This window comes from Paenibacillus roseus, assembly GCF_016424485.1.
GTDB classification, from domain to species: Bacteria; Bacillota; Bacilli; order Paenibacillales; family Paenibacillaceae; genus Paenibacillus_D; species Paenibacillus_D roseus.
Genome location: NZ_JAELUP010000065.1, coordinates 203,702 through 221,320, shown reverse-complemented (window position 1 = coordinate 221,320; position 17,619 = coordinate 203,702). Strand labels below are relative to the sequence as shown.

Below are 17,619 nucleotides of genomic sequence, written 5' to 3'. Positions count from 1 at the left end.
GCCCTTTTTTTACATTTCCGGCTTTATAGCCAGTCCATCTGAAAAATGAGCCTTGATCTCTTCAACCCATAGCGGCAGCGCGCCCGGAAGTTCGGCAGAGCGATTGTAAATCAGGGAGGTCGTCCGACGTGTATGCTCCAGTCCCTGCACAGGCAGTATGCTCAGGTCATTATCCCGAAGCAACTGCTCGCGTACATAAGATTTAGGCAGCAAAGTTGCAGAACGGCATGTGTGCAGCAAACGCAATATGGCCTCGAAGGAATCAATCTCCATCCGTACATCCGGAGACAGGTTATGGGTATGAAAAAGCTCATCGGTTAATGTTCTGTACCACGTACCCTTGGAGAACAGGATCATCGGCAGGCCGTTCAGAATACGGATATCGGTTGCGCCTTTGTCCATGACAAATTGATTTTTCGGCACCACGACCTGAAGATGATCGTCAAACAAAGGGATGCAATGAAGGCTCGCTTCATGGATATCCGAAGCTACAATGCCCAAGTCAATTTTTTGTTCCCTTACCAGCGATACAATTTCATGTGTTTTTCCGGTGACCGCTTTAATTTCCAAGTCCGGCGCCGTCTTGCTCATCACTTGAATCAAATCGGGCAAGGTCGTCTGCAATGTTGTCAGGCTGGCTCCTATGGTCAGCAGGGTGCGTCCGGCAGATTTAAATTCGGTGACACTCTGCAAATAACGCAATTGAAGCTTGCGAATCTCCAGCGCAAATTCATAAGTGACCTTTCCAATTCGCGTCAGCTCCAGCCGTTTGCCGACCCGCTTGAACAATTCGACGCCCAGTTCTTCCTCCAGCTTGCTGATTTTACGCGAGAGTGCGGGCTGAGTGACATTCAGTAATGCCGAGGCGCGGTTCAAGCTGGACTGCTCGACGATAGTCGCAAACACGTGCATGTCTTCGAGCATGATGGTCCCCCTTAATGTATGTGATAATAATATGATTCGCTTATGCATTTTACTTATAACTGATTATACAGAATAGGCAATTCCATTATAAGCGAAAAAGGAGTACGATAGGAACTGTGACTATTGTGTGAATGGTAAAATTGGCCCGCTTTATTGACGCTTGTCAGGGGCAAAGGTACAATGGAAGTTGGTTTTATGCTAATTATGGGAATGTTTTAAATCGTACGTTCAGTCTGGAAAGGAGAAAGCAAAAGGTATGAAAGGAAACTCGTTTTACTCGCGCAAGATTCACTCGCTTCTTGGCGTGATTCCGCTCAGTCTGTTCATCGTTGAACATGCGCTGACGAACTTTGCGGCCGTAGAGGGGGGACCGCAGGGCTTCAAGGATGCTGTAGCATTTCTGAACGGTTTGCCGTTAGTCACTTTCCTTGAGATTTTCGGTATCTTCCTCCCGTTGTTGTTCCATGGCGTGTACGGGCTTTATATCGCCTATCAATCCAATTTGAACACAGGGCAATTCTCTTATGGACGTAACTGGGCCTTCGCCTTGCAGCGGATTTCCGGTGTTATTACGTTTATTTTTGTGTTTTGGCATGTGTATCAGACCCGCTTCCAGGTTGCGCTCGGCAATGTAACTCATGAGCAGCTTGGTTCATCTATGCATGATATTGCCAACAGTCCGTTCTTCTTCACTTTTTATGTAATCGGAGTCATCGCAGCAACTTTCCACTTCGCCAACGGAATGTGGGCGTTCCTCGTGAGCTGGGGAATTACAGTCGGACCGCGTGCGCAGCGGATTTCCTCTTATATATGGATGGTGGTATTTGTTATTGTTTCGGCAATGTTCCTGTTGTCGCTTAACGCATTCCGCGGGGATGAGTTCAAGGAAGCAGCCGCAGCTCTTGATGTGTTTACCCATACGGCAGCTTAAGGCGATGCAGACGCAGTTTTAAGACAAGGAGCGATTCAGATCATGGCTAAAAATAAAGTTATTGTCGTAGGCGGCGGCCTGGCAGGCCTGATGGCAACCATTAAAGCGGCCGAAGCCGGCGTACACGTTGATTTATTTTCTCTTGTTCCGGTAAAGCGTTCTCACTCCGTATGCGCGCAGGGCGGAATTAACGGCGCTGTAAATACAAAAGGTGAGGGAGATTCACCATGGGAACATTTTGACGATACGGTATACGGGGGAGACTTCCTGGCCAACCAGCCGCCGGTTAAAGCAATGTGCGATGCTGCGCCGGGAATCATCCATCTGATGGACCGTATGGGCGTCATGTTCAACCGTACGCCTGAAGGCTTGCTTGATTTCCGTCGTTTCGGAGGCACCAAGCATCACCGGACAGCATTTGCAGGGGCAACTACCGGACAGCAGCTGCTGTATGCGCTGGACGAGCAGGTGCGCCGCTGGGAGACAGCCGGTCTTGTAACCAAATATGAGTTCTGGGAGTTCCTTGGCGCTGTTATTGATGATGATGGCGTGTGTCGCGGCGTATCCGCACAGGATCTTCGTTCCATGGAAGTTCATACAGTGTCGGCCGATGCAGTCATTTTGGCTACAGGCGGCCCTGGTATTATTTTCGGCAAATCCACCAACTCCGTTATCAATACAGGTACGGCTGCAAGTGCGGTTTATCAGCAAGGTGTTGACTATGCGAACGGTGAATTTATTCAAATTCACCCGACAGCGATTCCTGGTGATGACAAGCTGCGTCTGATGTCGGAGTCGGCGCGCGGAGAGGGCGGACGCATTTGGACGTACAAGGACGGCAAGCCATGGTACTTCCTGGAAGATAAATATCCGGCCTACGGAAACCTCGTACCGCGTGATATTGCAACACGTGAAATTTTCAGCGTCTGCGTGGATCAAAAGCTCGGCATTAACGGGGAGAACATGGTGTATCTGGACTTGTCTCACAAGGACCCGAAAGAGCTGGACGTCAAACTGGGCGGTATAATTGAAATTTATGAGAAATTCATGGGCGATGACCCGCGGAAAATTCCGATGAAAATCTTCCCTGCTGTTCATTACTCCATGGGCGGCATGTGGGTAGATTATAATCAGATGACGAATGTTCCAGGCCTTTTCGCTGCTGGCGAATGCGAGTATCAGTACCATGGCGCGAACCGCCTGGGCGCGAACTCGCTGGTTTCCGCCATTTACGGCGGCATGGTCGCCGGACCTAAGGCAGTGGAATATATTAAAGGCCTGAACAAATTTGCCGAGGATATTTCTTCCTCTGTATTCGATCGCGAGAAGAAGCGCCAGACGGACAAATACGAGAAAATTCTCAAAATGGACGGCAACGAGAACGCTTATGTCCTTCACCGTGAACTTGGCGAGTGGATGACCAATAATATGACGGTGGTGCGCTACAACAACAAACTTGAAGAGACAATCAACAAGATCAAAGAGCTGAAGCAGCGCTATACCAAAATCAACATCAATGACACCAGCGGCTGGAACAATGCAGGCGTAGCATTCACACGTCAGCTTTGGAACATGTTGGAGCTAGCCGAGGCCATGACAAAGGGAGCGTTGCTTCGCAATGAAAGCCGCGGCGCACACTATAAGCCGGACTTCCCTGAGCGTGACGACGACCATTTCATGAAGACGACCCGGGCCAAATGGACGGCGGACGGACCGGAAATTTCGTACGATGACATCGACGTATCGCTGATCACACCGCGCAAGCGCGACTATACAACTGACAAAAAGAAATAAGCGCGAAGCTTAAGGAAGGAGAAAGAAGATGGCTGAAACGACTGTGGAGAAAAAAACAATCAAGTTTGTAATTACCCGGCAGGATAAACCGGACGCGCAGCCTTATAAGGAAACCTTCGAAATTCCTTACCGGCCGAACATGAACGTTATTAGCGCGCTCATGGAGATTCAGCGTAACCCTGTTAAAGACGACGGCAATAAAACTTCCCCGGTCTGCTGGGATTCCAACTGTCTGGAAGAAGTCTGCGGCGCATGCTCGATGGTGATCAACGGCAAGCCAAGACAGGCTTGTACGGCACTCATCGATAAGCTTGAGCAGCCTATCCGGTTGGAGCCAATGAGTACGTTCCCTGTTGTTCGCGACTTGGTGATCAACCGTGAACGTATGTTTAATGCCCTGAAGCGTGTTAAAGCCTGGATTCCAATCGATGGAACCTATGATCTTGGCCCTGGTCCGCGCATGAAGGAAGCTAAGCGCCAATGGGCATATGAGCTCTCCAAATGCATGACTTGCGGTGTCTGTCTGGAAGCATGTCCGAACGTAAACGAGCGCAATACCTTTATTGGTCCTGCTGCTATTTCCCAAGTACGCTTGTTCAATGCGCATCCGACAGGGGAGATGAATATGGAAGAGCGTCTGGAGACTCTGATGTCCGATGGCGGCATCGAGGGCTGCGGCAACTCGCAGAACTGCGTACGCGCTTGTCCAAAGGGAATTCCGCTGACGACGTCTATTGCTGCGATCAACAAAGATACGACAAAACAGATGTTCAAAAAATGGCTCGGCATGTAATCTACACTGGGCAGCGCCACAAAGCTGTTGCCACCAACTGATGCAAATGCAATAGAACAAGCCGTATAACTCTGTTGTACGGCTTCTTTTTATTTTCAAAATGATTATCAGTGATTGCCGGTCTGATTTTTCTGCTATATAATGAGATTGAGAATTATTATCGCAGGGAACAGTCATTTAGTAAAGGTGGTCATCATGGCAATACAAGTAGACAAATCTTCATCGAGGCCTCCCATCAAGTCAAGACCTGTAGCAGCCTCTCTCATATTAATGATGGGGATTGCCGGTCTATTGTTAGGGATTGCAGCGTCCATATCGTTCGGAGCGGCTGATATTCATCTGGCAACGGTTTGGGAAGCTGTATTCAGATTCAACCCCGATCTGACGCAACATCAGATTATTCGAGAGCTGCGTATGCCTCGTGCAGCAGCGGCTACATTGGTAGGCGCAGGCTTTGCAGTGTCAGGCGCCATTATGCAGGGAATGACGCGCAACCCGTTAGCCGATTCCGGCTTGCTTGGAATTAACTCAGGCGCAGCTTTTGTCATTGTCATCTGTTTTGCCTTCATGAAAGGCCTTTCGTTTACTGCGTTGATGCTGTTTTCCTTTGGCGGCGCCGCGCTTGGGGCCGGACTTGTATTCGGAATCAGCTCGCTGTCGCGCGGAGGTTTAAGTCCGGTGAGGCTTGCACTGGCCGGTGCAGCAGTCAGTGCGCTGCTATCCGCGCTGGGAGAAGGAATTTCGATTCATTTCCGTATCGGACAAGACTTGGCGTTCTTCTACGCAGGCGGTGTTGCCGGAGTCAAGTGGGAGCATGTGAAGCTCATTTTGCCTTGGGTGTTTGGGGCGCTTGCGGTTGCCATGGCCCTTTCTCGCTCGATTACTCTGCTCAGCCTCGGGGAGGAGATCGCAACAGGTCTGGGACAGCGCACCGGGGTTGTCAAAATTATCGGGATGGTGGTTGTATTTGTGCTTGCCGGAGCATCTGTGGCTTTAGTTGGCTCTATCGGCTTTGTAGGTTTGATCATTCCGCATTTGACCCGCTTTCTGGTCGGGGTGGATTATCGGTGGATTATTCCGTGCTCTGCTGTGCTTGGGGGATTGCTGATGCTGCTGGCGGATTTGGCGGGAAGATTGGTTCATCCGCCGTATGAAACGCCGGTAGGCGCATTAATTGCAGTGATTGGCGTTCCATTCTTCCTCTATCTTGCCAGGCAACAAAGGAGGGAGATGTAGATGGATTCCATACATAGCGCAGATAAAGCGCGTGCCAGAAGGGCTGCGCTGGTTATGGGGATACTTGGTCTGCTAATTTTAGTGGTGTTTATCATTTCCATGAATTCAGGTGAAATCAAGCTGGGACCGCTTCAAGTTATCAAGACGTTGTTCGGTTTCGGGGATGCCAGGCAATCGTTGGTATTATTCGAATTCCGTTTGCCGCGGATCGTGATTGCCATTTTAATTGGCGCTTGTTTTGCTGTGTCCGGCTGTATTATGCAGGGGATAACGCGCAATGCACTGGCTGATCCGGGGATTCTTGGAATAAATGCCGGAGCCGGTCTGGCTGTTGTGCTGTATGTTTCGTTTTTTCCGGTTAAAACAGCAGCTTCACCATTTTTGATGCCGTTCCTCGCCTTTATTGGAGCAGCGCTTACTGCTTTGCTCATCTATTTGCTTGCTTATAAACGTCATCAAGGGCTATCGCCAACTCGTATGCTGCTCGTCGGGATCGGGGTTGCGGCAGGGATTTCAGCGGCTATGATCGTCTTGACGATTTTGTTGGACCCGAACCAATTCCAATTCGTCCAAGTCTGGCTTGCCGGCACTATCTGGGGGACGACATGGAAGTTTGTTCTCGCGCTGCTGCCATGGTTTATCGTTCTGATCCCGTTTGCTTTCTCCAAAGCGAAGGTAATGAACATTCTGACGCTCGGTGAACAGACGGCGACTGGCTTGGGAGCGCCGGTGGAGAGACAGCGTCTTCTGTTGCTTGCTGCCGCTGTAGGCCTTGCTGCGAGCAGTGTAGCTGTAGGCGGAGGAATAGGCTTTGTCGGCCTGGTTGCTCCCCATCTGGCCAGAAGGCTGGTAGGTCCGCAGTACCAGTATGCATTGCCAGCATCCGCTCTTGTCGGAGGTCTGCTAGTTATTGTTGCCGATACAATTGGCAGAACGATCAGTTCGCCTTCCGAGATTGCTACAGGGATTGTGGTCGCTGTAATCGGCGCTCCATATTTCCTGTACTTGCTTGCTCGCGCTCGTTAATCGAAATCGCCCCGGCTGGAATGAGTCAGCCGGGGCGATGTTATGATATCCGTTCAAGAATGCCGATACAATCATTGAGATTCAACTAAAGTCGGATCATGACGAGTCCGCCCATGGTACACACTAGCGAGAACACTTGCAAAGGCGTCAGACGCTCGCGGAACAGCAGGATTGCTCCGAACGCGACAACCAGGCTATTGGTGGCGAAGATTGGAGCAGCCAGGTTTGCTTTTCCGGTCTCCAGCGCCACCGCATATAGTTGCAGTCCGCCATAGGAGAAAAGACCGGAGAGCAATCCCCAGACCACTCCTGTGCGTAGCTTGCGGGCTCCTTCCAGTTGGCTTTGAGCGGAGGTCAGTGTGCGCTGCTCCGACCACTCCTTAAGGGCTGGCGGGAAGAACCAGATGATGGACAGCAGATAGGCGATAAATAATACAGCGGAATTTGCCATAGCGAGTTCCTCTGTCACTTTCAGACCGCCGTTGCGGAAAGCGAACAGGATGATGGCTGCGGCGATGTAGACAAACCATTTCTTTTCCGGTGCAGAGAGCGGTTCTTGACGTCGTGCCGAAATGATTACAACCGAGAACAGCAGCAGTGCAATCGCGAGCCCTTCGGTTATAGCAAGTGTTTCCTTATAGAAAAGAGTACTCATAAGCACGACGAGTACAATGTTCACATTCGTAAGCGGTGAAGTTAGCGCAGCCGGACCGTAATCCAGCGCCTTCATAAAAATGGCGTTGCCCCACGCAGAACCTGCTCCGATGACCGCTCCTGCGACCCAATACTTCCAATCAAGCATCACATTCCAGTCCGTGTCCAGGTAAATGGAATGAGCGGCAAAACCAAGCGTGCCTGTTATGTATAAGCCGAGCAGCAGCATATGGACCGACCCTTGCTTCATCTGGGATACTTTCATCCCCAGGCCGGCGAGGCCGAACAGGACCGCACTGCCAATGGCAATAAAAAGCCACATGTGATTCTTCATCCTTTGATTGAAATCGTTAATATTGAGCTGCTTTCTCCTGTTTGTCAAGCACTGATTTTAAGGTTGAGCCAAATTTGTTACACAAATGAAATGGTTCTGTTATCATTCGTTTACATTCGTGGGCTATTATAATTAACAAGACCCCCTTTTTTAATATAGAATGTTTTGGGACCTGCCTATAAGCGGGTCCACTTTTTTTGTACATCGACCCGATAAAACCTCATCCATCCTATAGCGGAACAATTACCGGCTTCTTTTGCCGGAAGAAGACCCAGCTTGTAAAGCCGATTTCCTTCAGCCTTTTGCTTACGAGTTCAAAGTCGTCTCCGATTCGGGACGGCTTGTGAGCGTCGGAGCCGAAGGTTACGGAAACCCCAAAGTGGAGCGCCCTCTCCAAAATTTCATCGGATGGATACCAGCCGCCGACATCTTTGGTTTTGCCGGAGGTGTTGATCTCAATGGCAACTCCTTCGCCTGCAATGACCTGAAGCGTCTTATCTATAGCAGCAGCGGCTGGAATGTCGGAGAACGCAGGGTAATAGCCTTTCATTGCATCGATATGACCGAGCGACTGGAACAAGCCGCAGCGAGCTGACTGGGCAATAAGCTCATAATAGTGCTCTTTCTCCTTAATCTGCTCCTTGGTGTTCAGCTTCTTCCAGCGGTTCCGGTTGAAGATGCTGATCCCCCTTGTCTGATGGACGGAGCCGATGATGTAATCCATCGGGTACTTATCATACTCCGCCTTGTAGATCTGCCACAAATCCGGGTAAAAGTCAGATTCGACACCAAGCAGCACTTCGATTTTACCTTCATATTTAGCTTTTAATTCAAGCACCTGACGTATGTAATTCGGAAACTCGCTGCGGGCCATTGCAATTTTGGGCTGGGGCTGGTCCTTATCGCTGGAAAAATAAGGGGAGTGGTCGGAAATGCCCACAACTTGAAATCCCGCCTTAATTGCGCTTTGGATATAATCCTCAATGACGCCATCGGCATGTCCGCAGCGCTCGTGATGGGTATGCAAGTCAAATTTCATGACGGTAGGTACGCCTCCTGTACAATTACTCGCTGCCGATAAACTGATTCTCCGGCATGCCTTTCAAATCGCTCAAAAATTGATGCATGGCGGAGCTCAGATAGCGCCCGGATTTATAAGCAACACCAACCGGGTGGGTCAGCTCAAGCTCATTGACTTTGATCATTTTCAGTGTCCCCAATTGAAGTTCGCTGCCAATGGAAAGCTTGGATACAATAGCAACGCCCAGATTCAGTTCAACCATACGTTTCACTTCCTCGCTGCTGGGCAGTTCCATCACAATGTTGGGTTCAATCCCGTACTCGCGGAACATTTTGTCAATGAACCGTCTGCCAAAAGTATCCAGTGACAGCATGATGAAGGGGACATCCTTTAGCTTGTCCACAGTTGTATGTTTTAAGGCACTGAGAGGATGATCCGGGGAAACAACAAGCTCATAGGTATCATAATAAAGAATGGATGTTTCGATATTGGGATTGCGTTCTGATAAATAGGTAATACCGATATCCACGGTTCCTTTCTCGACACTGTTGATAACATGGGAAGAGGGCATGGATTGTATCGTGGTTTTGATGAGCGGGAATTGATCCTGAAAGTATGAAAGTACCCGGGGCAGGATTTGGATAGCTATTGAAGTGGTCGTACCGAGTACAATATGTCCTTGCGGTGTCTGATTAAGATCATAGAGCTTCTGCTTCAGTTCTTCTACCACATTTAATATGCGCTCGGCATGTTCAAGAAAGACTTGTCCCCGGTCAGTTAGTGTAACGGGCTGGCTGCGGTCAATCAATACGGTTTTAAATTCATCCTCGAGGCTTTTGATTTGGGCTGAAACGGCAGGTTGCGTCAAATTAAGCAGCTCGCCCGCTTTCCGAAAACTCATCGTTTTGGAAATGGCAAGCAGCGTTTCAAGCTGACTAATATTCATTAAACTCCTCCCGGTGATTTAGTATGATTACCGACGTACATCGAAGGTTAGTACTATCTATTATAGGATAAAGCCCCCGTTACAGCAAAGTAGGGCCAGACCAAAAATTTTCACATCGGATCAGAACCGACTTTATATAAACAAAAGGAACCAAAAGCGGAAGGCCTTCGGTTCCTTTTATTTAATATTGAAGTCATTGAGGATTGGCTTAAAGCCAATCCTTTTTACGAAAAATAAAAAACATCCCTAGTCCCACCAGCAGCATGAAGCCAAGCAAAATGTATGAAGCTCCGTAAAAATGCAATCCCGGGATGTAATCGAAGTTCATTCCGTAGATGCCAGTAATGAACGTTAATGGCATAAATATTGTTGTGAGCGCGGTAAAGACACGCATGATCTCGTTCGCGCGGCTGGCGATCGAGGATTGATATGCTTCGCGCAAGTTGCCCATCAAATCGCGATACGTCTCAAAGGTCTCGCTGATCTTGACGGTATTCTCGAAGATATCGCCAAAATACTTTTGCAGCTTCACATCAATGAGCTTCAATTCCTTCTTATTCAAGGCCGCAATAACTTCCTTCTGCGGCCCGAGCACTTTTTTGAGCCATAGAATTTCGCTTCGCAAACCGATAATTTCATTCAAATGCGTCTTCTTGGTGTTCATCAATATATCTTCTTCCAGCTTCTCGATGCGGGCCTCAATCCGGTCGCTGACCAGGAAATAGTTGTCGACGACAAGGTCCATAAAATGATATAAAAAATAGTCAGGACGGTCGACCTCCTGCTCCAGCAGGATCGGCTTGAGGGAGCGCAGTTCATTGATTCTTTGCTTCGTTACGGTAATGATGTAATGTCTCCCAAGGAAAATGTTCAGCGCACGCAGAAAAATTTCCTCATCATCGAAGCGGATACTGTTCATCACAATAAAATAATGGCTTTCATGGATTTCAATTTTCGGACGCTGCTCCTCGTCATGCATACAGTCTTCAACGGCCAGATCATGCATGCCAAATAGCGGCTGGAGCACAACCAGATCTTCGACGTCCGCGTCAATCCAATAAAAGCCTTGTTCCGGCGGCTTCACGGCCTCCTCAATTTGATCGATAATTTCAAATACGCCATTGTGCACCAGACGGATTTTCACGGATCTCACTCCTTCGCTTCTTTCTTGCTACATGATTTGCAGCAGTACGAAATCAGCGCACAGTGAAATCGCGGTCCGTGGCACTCACATTGGAAAAGAGAGTACAGGCGCAGGCGACCGCAGAATTCCAGGCAGCTGTTTCGTACCGGTTATAAAATTGTTACTGTACCTGGGCCTCGGTCCGTCGCTTTCCATGCGAATCAAGCACCTCTTTCATTTATAATCCTTGTCTAGTATACTCCCATCATTGCTTGACATTCAAGCCTAAATACTAGGTTTTCCTAGTACTATCTTATGCCCAGATGAAGCTTATGTGCAGGGGGGTTCGCGCAATTTTGCAAAAACCAGCAGACGGTTCTTGACGAGTATTCCTGAATAGGATAAAGTAATGTTTAGCAGTATAAGAAAAGCAGTATAAAAAATTGAATAGTAGGCATTTTTCTTATCAAGAGCAGGCGGAGGGACCAGCCCGATGAAGCCCGGCAACCGGCATAAAGCACGGTGCTAATTCTTGCGGAGACATTTTGATGTTTCTGAGAGATGAGAGAGGCGCATGACGACAACCATACGACCCTTTCTCATTTTGGAGAAGGGGCTTTTTACATGATTACGCATGACGAGGGAGTGAAGCATATGCCGATTAAAATACCGGACGGCCTTCCTGCAAAGGAAGTGTTGAATAACGAGAACATATTCGTCATGGACGAAAGCGTGGCTTATCAACAGGATATCCGTCCACTGCAAATTGCCATTTTGAATCTGATGCCAACGAAGGAGACGACAGAAACGCAACTGCTGCGTCTGATCAGCAATACCCCGTTGCAGGTTGAGGTCACATTCATTCATCCGAAAACCCATGTGTCCAAAAATACGTCTGCCGAGCATTTGGATATGTTCTACACGACTTTTGATGAAATTGAACACAAGCGGTATGATGGACTTATTATTACCGGAGCCCCAGTAGAACAGCTTCCTTTCGAAGACGTAAATTACTGGGAAGAACTGCAGAAAATTATGAGCTGGAGCGTACGGAATGTAACCTCTACCTTCCATATTTGCTGGGCGGCGCAGGCAGGGCTCTATCACCATTACGGGGTTCCAAAGCATGAGCTGGATGAGAAAATCTTCGGCGTCTATCCACACACGGTTGAGAAGCAGAATGTGAAGTTGCTGCGAGGCTTTGACGAGTTGTTCTACGCGCCGCAGTCGCGCCATACCGAATTCAAGCGCGAGGATATTGAGGCGATTTCCGACCTGGAAATTTTGTCCCAATCTGATGAAGCTGGCGTCTATATTGTAGCTTCCAGAAACGGCAGGCAATTTTTTGTCACCGGACATTCCGAATATGATCCGATGACGCTGAAATTCGAATATGACCGGGACGTTGCCAAGGGCTTGCGGGTGAATGCGCCGAAAAATTATTACCCTGGCAATGATGTGACCAGACAGCCGCTGTCTACCTGGCGCGCTCATGCGAATTTGTTGTTCTCCAACTGGCTGAACTATTATGTATATCAGGAAACTCCGTATGAGCTTGGGGCTGGAATTTAAACTATCTGAGGGAAAAAAGGAGCGCTTCAGTTCTATGAAAATCGAAAGCCGTTTGGCACAAATCGGTTCCCAGAAGGAGCCTGCAACGGGAGCAGTCAGCTACCCCATTTACCATGCAACTGCATTTCGTCACCCAAAGCTTGGGGAAAGCACTGGATTTGATTATACCCGTACCAAGAATCCTACCCGCGCCGTGCTGGAAGAGGCGGCAGCGGATCTGGAGTCCGGTGACAGGGGCTTTGCATGCAGTTCCGGCATGGCGGCGCTGCAAACCATCTTTGCTCTCTTGAGTCAGGGAGATCATATGGTTGTATCCCTTGACTTATATGGCGGCACTTACAGGCTGCTGGAACAGATTATGTCCCGGTTCGGGATCACGGCATCCTATGTCGATACCAATGACCTGGATGCGATTGCAGCGGCTACCCAGGACAATACGAAGGCGCTGCTCATTGAGACTCCGACGAATCCGCTTATGATGATTACCGATTTGAAGCGGGTATGCGGTTGGGCCAAGAGCCGCAATATTTTGACTATCGTGGACAACACGTTGCTGACGCCATACTTCCAGCGCCCGCTGGAGCTTGGAGCGGATATCGTCATCCATAGCGCAAGCAAATATTTGGGTGGTCACAATGACGTACTGGCCGGACTGATTGTGACCAAAGGGGCGGAACTCTCTGATCAGATGGCCTTCCTTCACAACTCGATTGGGGCTGTCCTTGGGCCGCAGGACTCGTGGCTATTGATGCGTGGGATGAAAACATTGGCGCTGCGGATGGAGCGCCATCAGTCCAATGCGACACAGATTGCGGAGTACCTGCTTAAGCATGAAGCAGTGGACCAGGTATACTACCCGGCGCTCAAGACTCATCCGAATCATGAGATACAAAATGAGCAGTCTTCCGGCAATACCGGCATTTTCTCCTTCCGTCTGAAGGATGCCCGTTATGTGGAGCCGATTTTAAGACATATCAAGCTGATTGCTTTTGCGGAAAGTTTGGGCGGAGCGGAATCGCTGATGACTTATCCGGCTGTGCAGACACATGCCGATATCCCGCTGGAAATTCGGCAGAAGCTTGGCGTAGACGACCGTTTGCTGCGTTTTTCTGTCGGCATCGAGCATGTGGATGATCTGATCGCAGATTTGGAGCAGGCATTTGAGGCGGCGAGATTGGAAATTGAGGGGGTATAAGCAGGGCATGAGCTATACAGGAGAAAATCGGGACAAGCAGTTTGCTACCAAACTAATACATTTCGGTGGAGCAATTGATAAGACGACGGGCGCCTCCAGCGTGCCGATTTATCAAGCTTCCACCTTCCATCATGAAGATATTTTTAATCCGCCCGAGTTTGATTACAGCCGTTCCGGCAACCCGACCAGACAAGCTCTGGAGGATTATATCGCGTTGATTGAAGGCGGTACACGCGGTTTTGCGTTTGCTTCCGGGATGGCGGCAATATCGACAGCTTTCCTGCTGCTTTCGGCAGGCGACCATGTCATTGTTACCGAGGATGTCTACGGGGGAACGTACCGCTTGTTGACGACCGTACTGAACCGCTTGAATATTGAAACTACTTTTGTGGATATGACGGATCTAGATGCAGTCAAGGCGGCGCTCAAGCCAAACACGAAAGCGGTGCTGATGGAGACGCCATCCAATCCGACACTGAAAATTACCGATATCGCAGCGGTTACTGCCTGGGCGAAGGAGCATCGTCTGCTGACAATGCTGGACAACACGTTCATGACGCCATATCATCAGCGCCCGATCGAACTCGGGGTAGACTTGGTCCTGCACAGCGCAACCAAGTTCCTGAGCGGTCATAGTGATGTGCTGGCCGGTCTGATCGTGACAGCTGACGATAGTCTTGGCCGCCGTGTGAAGCAGCTTCAGAACGGACTGGGCACTGTACTCGGACCACAGGATTCGTGGCTGCTGATGCGCGGCATGAAGACGCTGCAAGCGCGTATGGCGCATAGCGAGCAGGCAGCGCACAAACTGGCCCATTGGCTTGTGGAGCAGCCAGAAATCAGCCAGGTGTTCTATCCTGGACTAGAGGGGCATACGGGCCGGGAAATTCATGAGAAGCAATCTCGCGGCTATGGTGCAGTGGTATCCTTTGATGTAGGAAGCGGTGACCGAGCCAAGGAAGTGCTGAACAAAGTGAAGATTCCGATCGTTGCTGTCAGCCTGGGTGCTGTAGAGAGCATTCTTTCCTACCCAGCGATGATGTCTCATGCCGCGATGCCAAAGGAAGTACGCCATGAACGGGGAATTACCGACGGTCTGCTGCGCTATTCCGTAGGACTTGAAGATATCGACGATCTTATTCATGATTTGGCACAATCCTTGCGTTCCTAGGCTTAAAATGGCGAATCCCTGTGCGTGACGGGGGTTCGCCATTTGTGTTACACTGATTTTATGGGCTTGGTTTAAAAAGCAAACGTCATTATGCTTTTGGTTTTTATTAAAAGCTGATTTCGAGCAAAAGGCTGTGAGATGAAGGGTTTCTTCCGATTGCTGTTAAAGACCGATTTCTTCGATTACAGGTTCCATAAGTAAGAAATCGGTCTTTAAAGGCAAACGCTGTCGCTTCTCCAGAAACCCTTCATCTCTTCACCAGCTCATTTGGCAGAATCCAGCATGTTAAGAAAGAGCCGAATGATTTGACTTATCTTTATAAATGCAGGAACGGGATTGAAGGAAGGAGTGCTGTACAAATGACTATTGACGGTATACTAAATAAAGCGCTGCAAGGGCAAAGACTGACACTGGAAGATACAATTACGCTGTTTGAATCGGACCAGATTGAGAAAATGGGCCATGCGGCCAATCAAATTATGCTGAGGCATCATCCGGAGCCGATTACCACTTTTGTAGTGGGCCGCAATATAAACTATACGAATGTATGCGACGTGTATTGCCGGTTTTGCGCCTTTTACCGCAAACCTGGATCTCCCGAAGGTTATGTGCTGCCGGATGAGTTGATTTTCAGTAAAATTCAGGAAACTATCGATGTAGGCGGAACAGAGATTCTGATGCAAGGCGGGACGAATCCAAACCTGAAATTTTCTTATTATACAGATCTGTTGCGCGGAATCAAGCAGCGATTCCCGGAAATTACGATGCACTCTTTCTCGCCTGCGGAGATTCATAAGATGAAGGATGTTTCTGACGGACTGTCTCTGGAGGAGGTCATTCGCCAGATTCATGTAGCAGGCCTTGATTCGCTCCCTGGAGGAGGCGCAGAAATTCTGGATGACCGTACCCGACGCAAGATCAGCCGCTTGAAGGGCTCATGGACGGACTGGATGGACGTTATGAAGATTGCCCACAGAATCGGCATGAATACGACCGCGACGATGGTAATTGGCTTCGGCGAAGAGATGGAGGAGCGGGCGCTCCACCTGCACCGTGTGCGCGATGCCCAGGATGAGTGTATGGCAAACGGCTATGATTCAAAGGGATTCCTGGCATTTATTCCATGGACATTCCAGCCGGACAATACGAATATGAAGCGGGAGAAGGCTACGCCGGAGGAATACTTGAAGACACTGGCGATCAGCCGGATTACGCTTGATAATATTGCCAATTTCCAATCTTCCTGGGTTACGATGGGACCAGAGGTCGGCAAGCTGTCGCTATCCTATGGCTGCAATGACTTCGGCAGCACAATGATTGAGGAGAATGTCGTTTCCGCTGCGGGCACGACGCATAAAGTCAATATTGAACTGATCTTAAAGCTCATCCGTGAAGCTGGCAAAGTGCCTGCACAACGCAATACCCGTTATGAAATTTTGAAGACCTATTATGAAAATGATAGCGTAAAGCAGGATTTCGTGATGCAGAACTAGGGTACACTTCTATAACCAGTAAAGTCACTCGGCTCAATTCGGAGTGATTTTACTGGTTATTTTTATTGGGGAGCTTGTCCACACTCCTCTCCTGTTGCCACATCCTTCATCGTATATCCGGCATCTTTGGACCATATACTGAATATGAAGAAGGGGAGTGTGGATATGGAACTGTTTACTGCTTGTTTGCTGCCCTCCAATGAGCAGGAGGTTTGGAAGCTGTCCCGTTATTTAAGTGAAGCATTCGCACCGTTACATATGGCTGCAGGTTCAGATATACTGGGGTGGGATATTGATGCGGAGAAGGGACGAATAAGCTGCTTCGAGCTGCCGGGCAATTCTTCGCAGTCGCTGGCCAGAGCGGATGTTATCCGTCAAGCGGCTAAAGGCATCGCGGATTATATATTGTATGAGTTGGAGCCCGCATTGCTGCGCTCATTGCTGCACAAGGAATCCGGCTACACGGACACTACGGAGCTGCAAAAAATTGAGTCAATCAGCAGGGAGCTCTTGTACGGTGAGAACCATGAGCCTTTGTCTATAAATGAAGAGCAGCTCGCTGACTGGCGAAAGCGTCATAATAAAATATCTGAAGAGCTTGGGGAATTTTTGAGTTTGAACACAACTGTACATGTGCATGGATTTATAACGTTTCGTCTTGCAAGTTATTGGGACACTCTGAGGGAAACGGCCGAGTACGCAATTGACGAATATGTTATGGAGAAGCAGTATCAGGATTTTATTTCGCTGCTTCGTTATTTTGTCGCCATGCAAGATACGAAGACATCGGTGGTTCATCTGTTCCAAATGGATGATGGACAGTTTCAGTTGTGCAACTCTCAGCTGCTGCCGCTTGAATATCGCAATTCCGATCGCATTGTAGCGGATATGCTGGAAGCTGAAATGAATGTGGAGGACCGGGTTGTCAGTACCCTGATTGCCGCCTCGCCGAGACAAATCCTGATCCATACCCGCTCTGCCAACCAGCAGGTTATTCGTACAATTGAATCCATATTCGGGGATCGGGTGCAGGTATGCAGCGGCTGTGGCAATTGCAGCAGATTTTTCGAACAAATGGAGACGGCAGGTTCCGTAATCGGGGAAGCCCCGTACAGCAGTGAAATCTGATGTCGAGCTATTGACTAGATGGAAAGCGGCCAAGTATAATGGGAAGCATATAGGATCTTCACTTTTTGTGGAGTCTGCAACAGCGAGGACAAAGACACGGCTTGCCGAAGACACGGCTCAGAGAGAGGAAACTTGGCTGCGATTTCCCCCCGATGACACGGCAGATGCTACCCCTTTGTAGCTGGATAGTTGAAGCTCTTGGACAGAGTGGTAGACTATAACGGTTCATCTCCGTTAACAGATGGCTCAAGGATACAAGAGCGGCTTTGTGCTACTGT

15 protein-coding genes and 1 riboswitch are annotated in these 17,619 nt (G+C 49.1%); of the genes, 10 read left to right on the top strand and 5 right to left on the bottom strand.

What is annotated here, in order from left to right:
- Positions 1 to 9: 9 nt before the first annotated feature.
- Complete coding sequence (locus JFN88_RS13190; RefSeq protein WP_199019753.1) at positions 10 to 924, bottom strand: LysR family transcriptional regulator; 915 nt, start codon at positions 922 to 924, stop codon at positions 10 to 12.
- Between the two features lie 256 nt (positions 925 to 1,180).
- Here JFN88_RS13190 and JFN88_RS13185 point away from each other — a divergent pair, with 256 nt between their 5' ends.
- The 5 genes from JFN88_RS13185 to JFN88_RS13165 all read left to right on the top strand — a co-directional run bounded on the left by JFN88_RS13185 (position 1,181) and on the right by JFN88_RS13165 (position 6,704).
- Positions 1,181 to 1,855: a succinate dehydrogenase cytochrome b558 subunit gene (locus tag JFN88_RS13185; RefSeq protein ID WP_199019752.1), complete on the top strand. Its 675-nt coding sequence runs from the start codon at positions 1,181 to 1,183 to the stop codon at positions 1,853 to 1,855.
- Positions 1,856 to 1,897: 42 nt separating this feature from the next.
- Entirely contained in the window at positions 1,898 to 3,649 is a 1,752-nt protein-coding gene (gene sdhA / locus JFN88_RS13180) for a succinate dehydrogenase flavoprotein subunit (protein WP_199019751.1), read from the top strand.
- 28 nt (positions 3,650 to 3,677) lie between these two features.
- Positions 3,678 to 4,442 (top strand): succinate dehydrogenase iron-sulfur subunit, encoded by a 765-nt coding sequence (gene sdhB, locus JFN88_RS13175; RefSeq protein ID WP_199019750.1) that lies wholly within the window; start codon positions 3,678 to 3,680, stop codon positions 4,440 to 4,442.
- A gap of 195 nt (positions 4,443 to 4,637) precedes the next feature.
- The gene (locus JFN88_RS13170; protein WP_199019749.1) at positions 4,638 to 5,678 is read left to right on the top strand and encodes a FecCD family ABC transporter permease; all 1,041 of its coding nucleotides are present in this window, start codon (positions 4,638 to 4,640) and stop codon (positions 5,676 to 5,678) included.
- Positions 5,679 to 6,704, top strand: a complete 1,026-nt coding sequence (locus JFN88_RS13165) for a FecCD family ABC transporter permease (RefSeq protein WP_199019748.1) — start codon at positions 5,679 to 5,681, stop codon at positions 6,702 to 6,704.
- An 85-nt stretch (positions 6,705 to 6,789) separates the two neighbouring features.
- Here the strand turns inward: JFN88_RS13165 and JFN88_RS13160 are convergent, their stop codons facing one another.
- The 4 genes from JFN88_RS13160 to corA form a co-directional block, all read right to left on the bottom strand.
- On the bottom strand, positions 6,790 to 7,680 hold the full coding sequence (locus tag JFN88_RS13160; protein WP_199019747.1) for a DMT family transporter: 891 nt from the start codon (positions 7,678 to 7,680) through the stop codon (positions 6,790 to 6,792).
- A gap of 241 nt (positions 7,681 to 7,921) precedes the next feature.
- Entirely contained in the window at positions 7,922 to 8,731 is an 810-nt protein-coding gene (locus JFN88_RS13155) for a histidinol-phosphatase (RefSeq protein WP_199019746.1), read from the bottom strand.
- A gap of 25 nt (positions 8,732 to 8,756) precedes the next feature.
- Positions 8,757 to 9,659 carry a LysR family transcriptional regulator gene (locus tag JFN88_RS13150; protein WP_199019745.1) on the bottom strand — a complete coding sequence of 301 codons (903 nt, stop codon included), beginning with the start codon at positions 9,657 to 9,659 and terminating at the stop codon, positions 8,757 to 8,759.
- A 208-nt stretch (positions 9,660 to 9,867) separates the two neighbouring features.
- On the bottom strand, positions 9,868 to 10,803 hold the full coding sequence (corA, locus tag JFN88_RS13145; protein WP_199019744.1) for a magnesium/cobalt transporter CorA: 936 nt from the start codon (positions 10,801 to 10,803) through the stop codon (positions 9,868 to 9,870).
- A 439-nt stretch (positions 10,804 to 11,242) separates the two neighbouring features.
- A riboswitch (SAM riboswitch) is annotated at positions 11,243 to 11,350 on the top strand.
- A gap of 86 nt (positions 11,351 to 11,436) precedes the next feature.
- On the opposite strand from corA, the gene metA reads away from it, so the two are divergent.
- From metA to ytxC, 5 genes are all read left to right on the top strand, one after another.
- Positions 11,437 to 12,354 carry a homoserine O-acetyltransferase MetA gene (metA, locus tag JFN88_RS13140; protein WP_199019877.1) on the top strand — a complete coding sequence of 306 codons (918 nt, stop codon included), beginning with the start codon at positions 11,437 to 11,439 and terminating at the stop codon, positions 12,352 to 12,354.
- A gap of 34 nt (positions 12,355 to 12,388) precedes the next feature.
- On the top strand, positions 12,389 to 13,549 hold the full coding sequence (locus JFN88_RS13135; RefSeq protein ID WP_199019743.1) for an aminotransferase class I/II-fold pyridoxal phosphate-dependent enzyme: 1,161 nt from the start codon (positions 12,389 to 12,391) through the stop codon (positions 13,547 to 13,549).
- Between the two features lie 7 nt (positions 13,550 to 13,556).
- Positions 13,557 to 14,720, top strand: a complete 1,164-nt coding sequence (locus tag JFN88_RS13130; RefSeq protein ID WP_199019742.1) for a trans-sulfuration enzyme family protein — start codon at positions 13,557 to 13,559, stop codon at positions 14,718 to 14,720.
- Positions 14,721 to 15,079: 359 nt separating this feature from the next.
- Positions 15,080 to 16,213 carry a cyclic dehypoxanthinyl futalosine synthase gene (mqnC, locus tag JFN88_RS13125; RefSeq protein WP_199019741.1) on the top strand — a complete coding sequence of 378 codons (1,134 nt, stop codon included), beginning with the start codon at positions 15,080 to 15,082 and terminating at the stop codon, positions 16,211 to 16,213.
- A gap of 165 nt (positions 16,214 to 16,378) precedes the next feature.
- Positions 16,379 to 17,341: a putative sporulation protein YtxC gene (ytxC, locus tag JFN88_RS13120; RefSeq protein ID WP_199019740.1), complete on the top strand. Its 963-nt coding sequence runs from the start codon at positions 16,379 to 16,381 to the stop codon at positions 17,339 to 17,341.
- Positions 17,342 to 17,619: the final 278 nt, after the last annotated feature.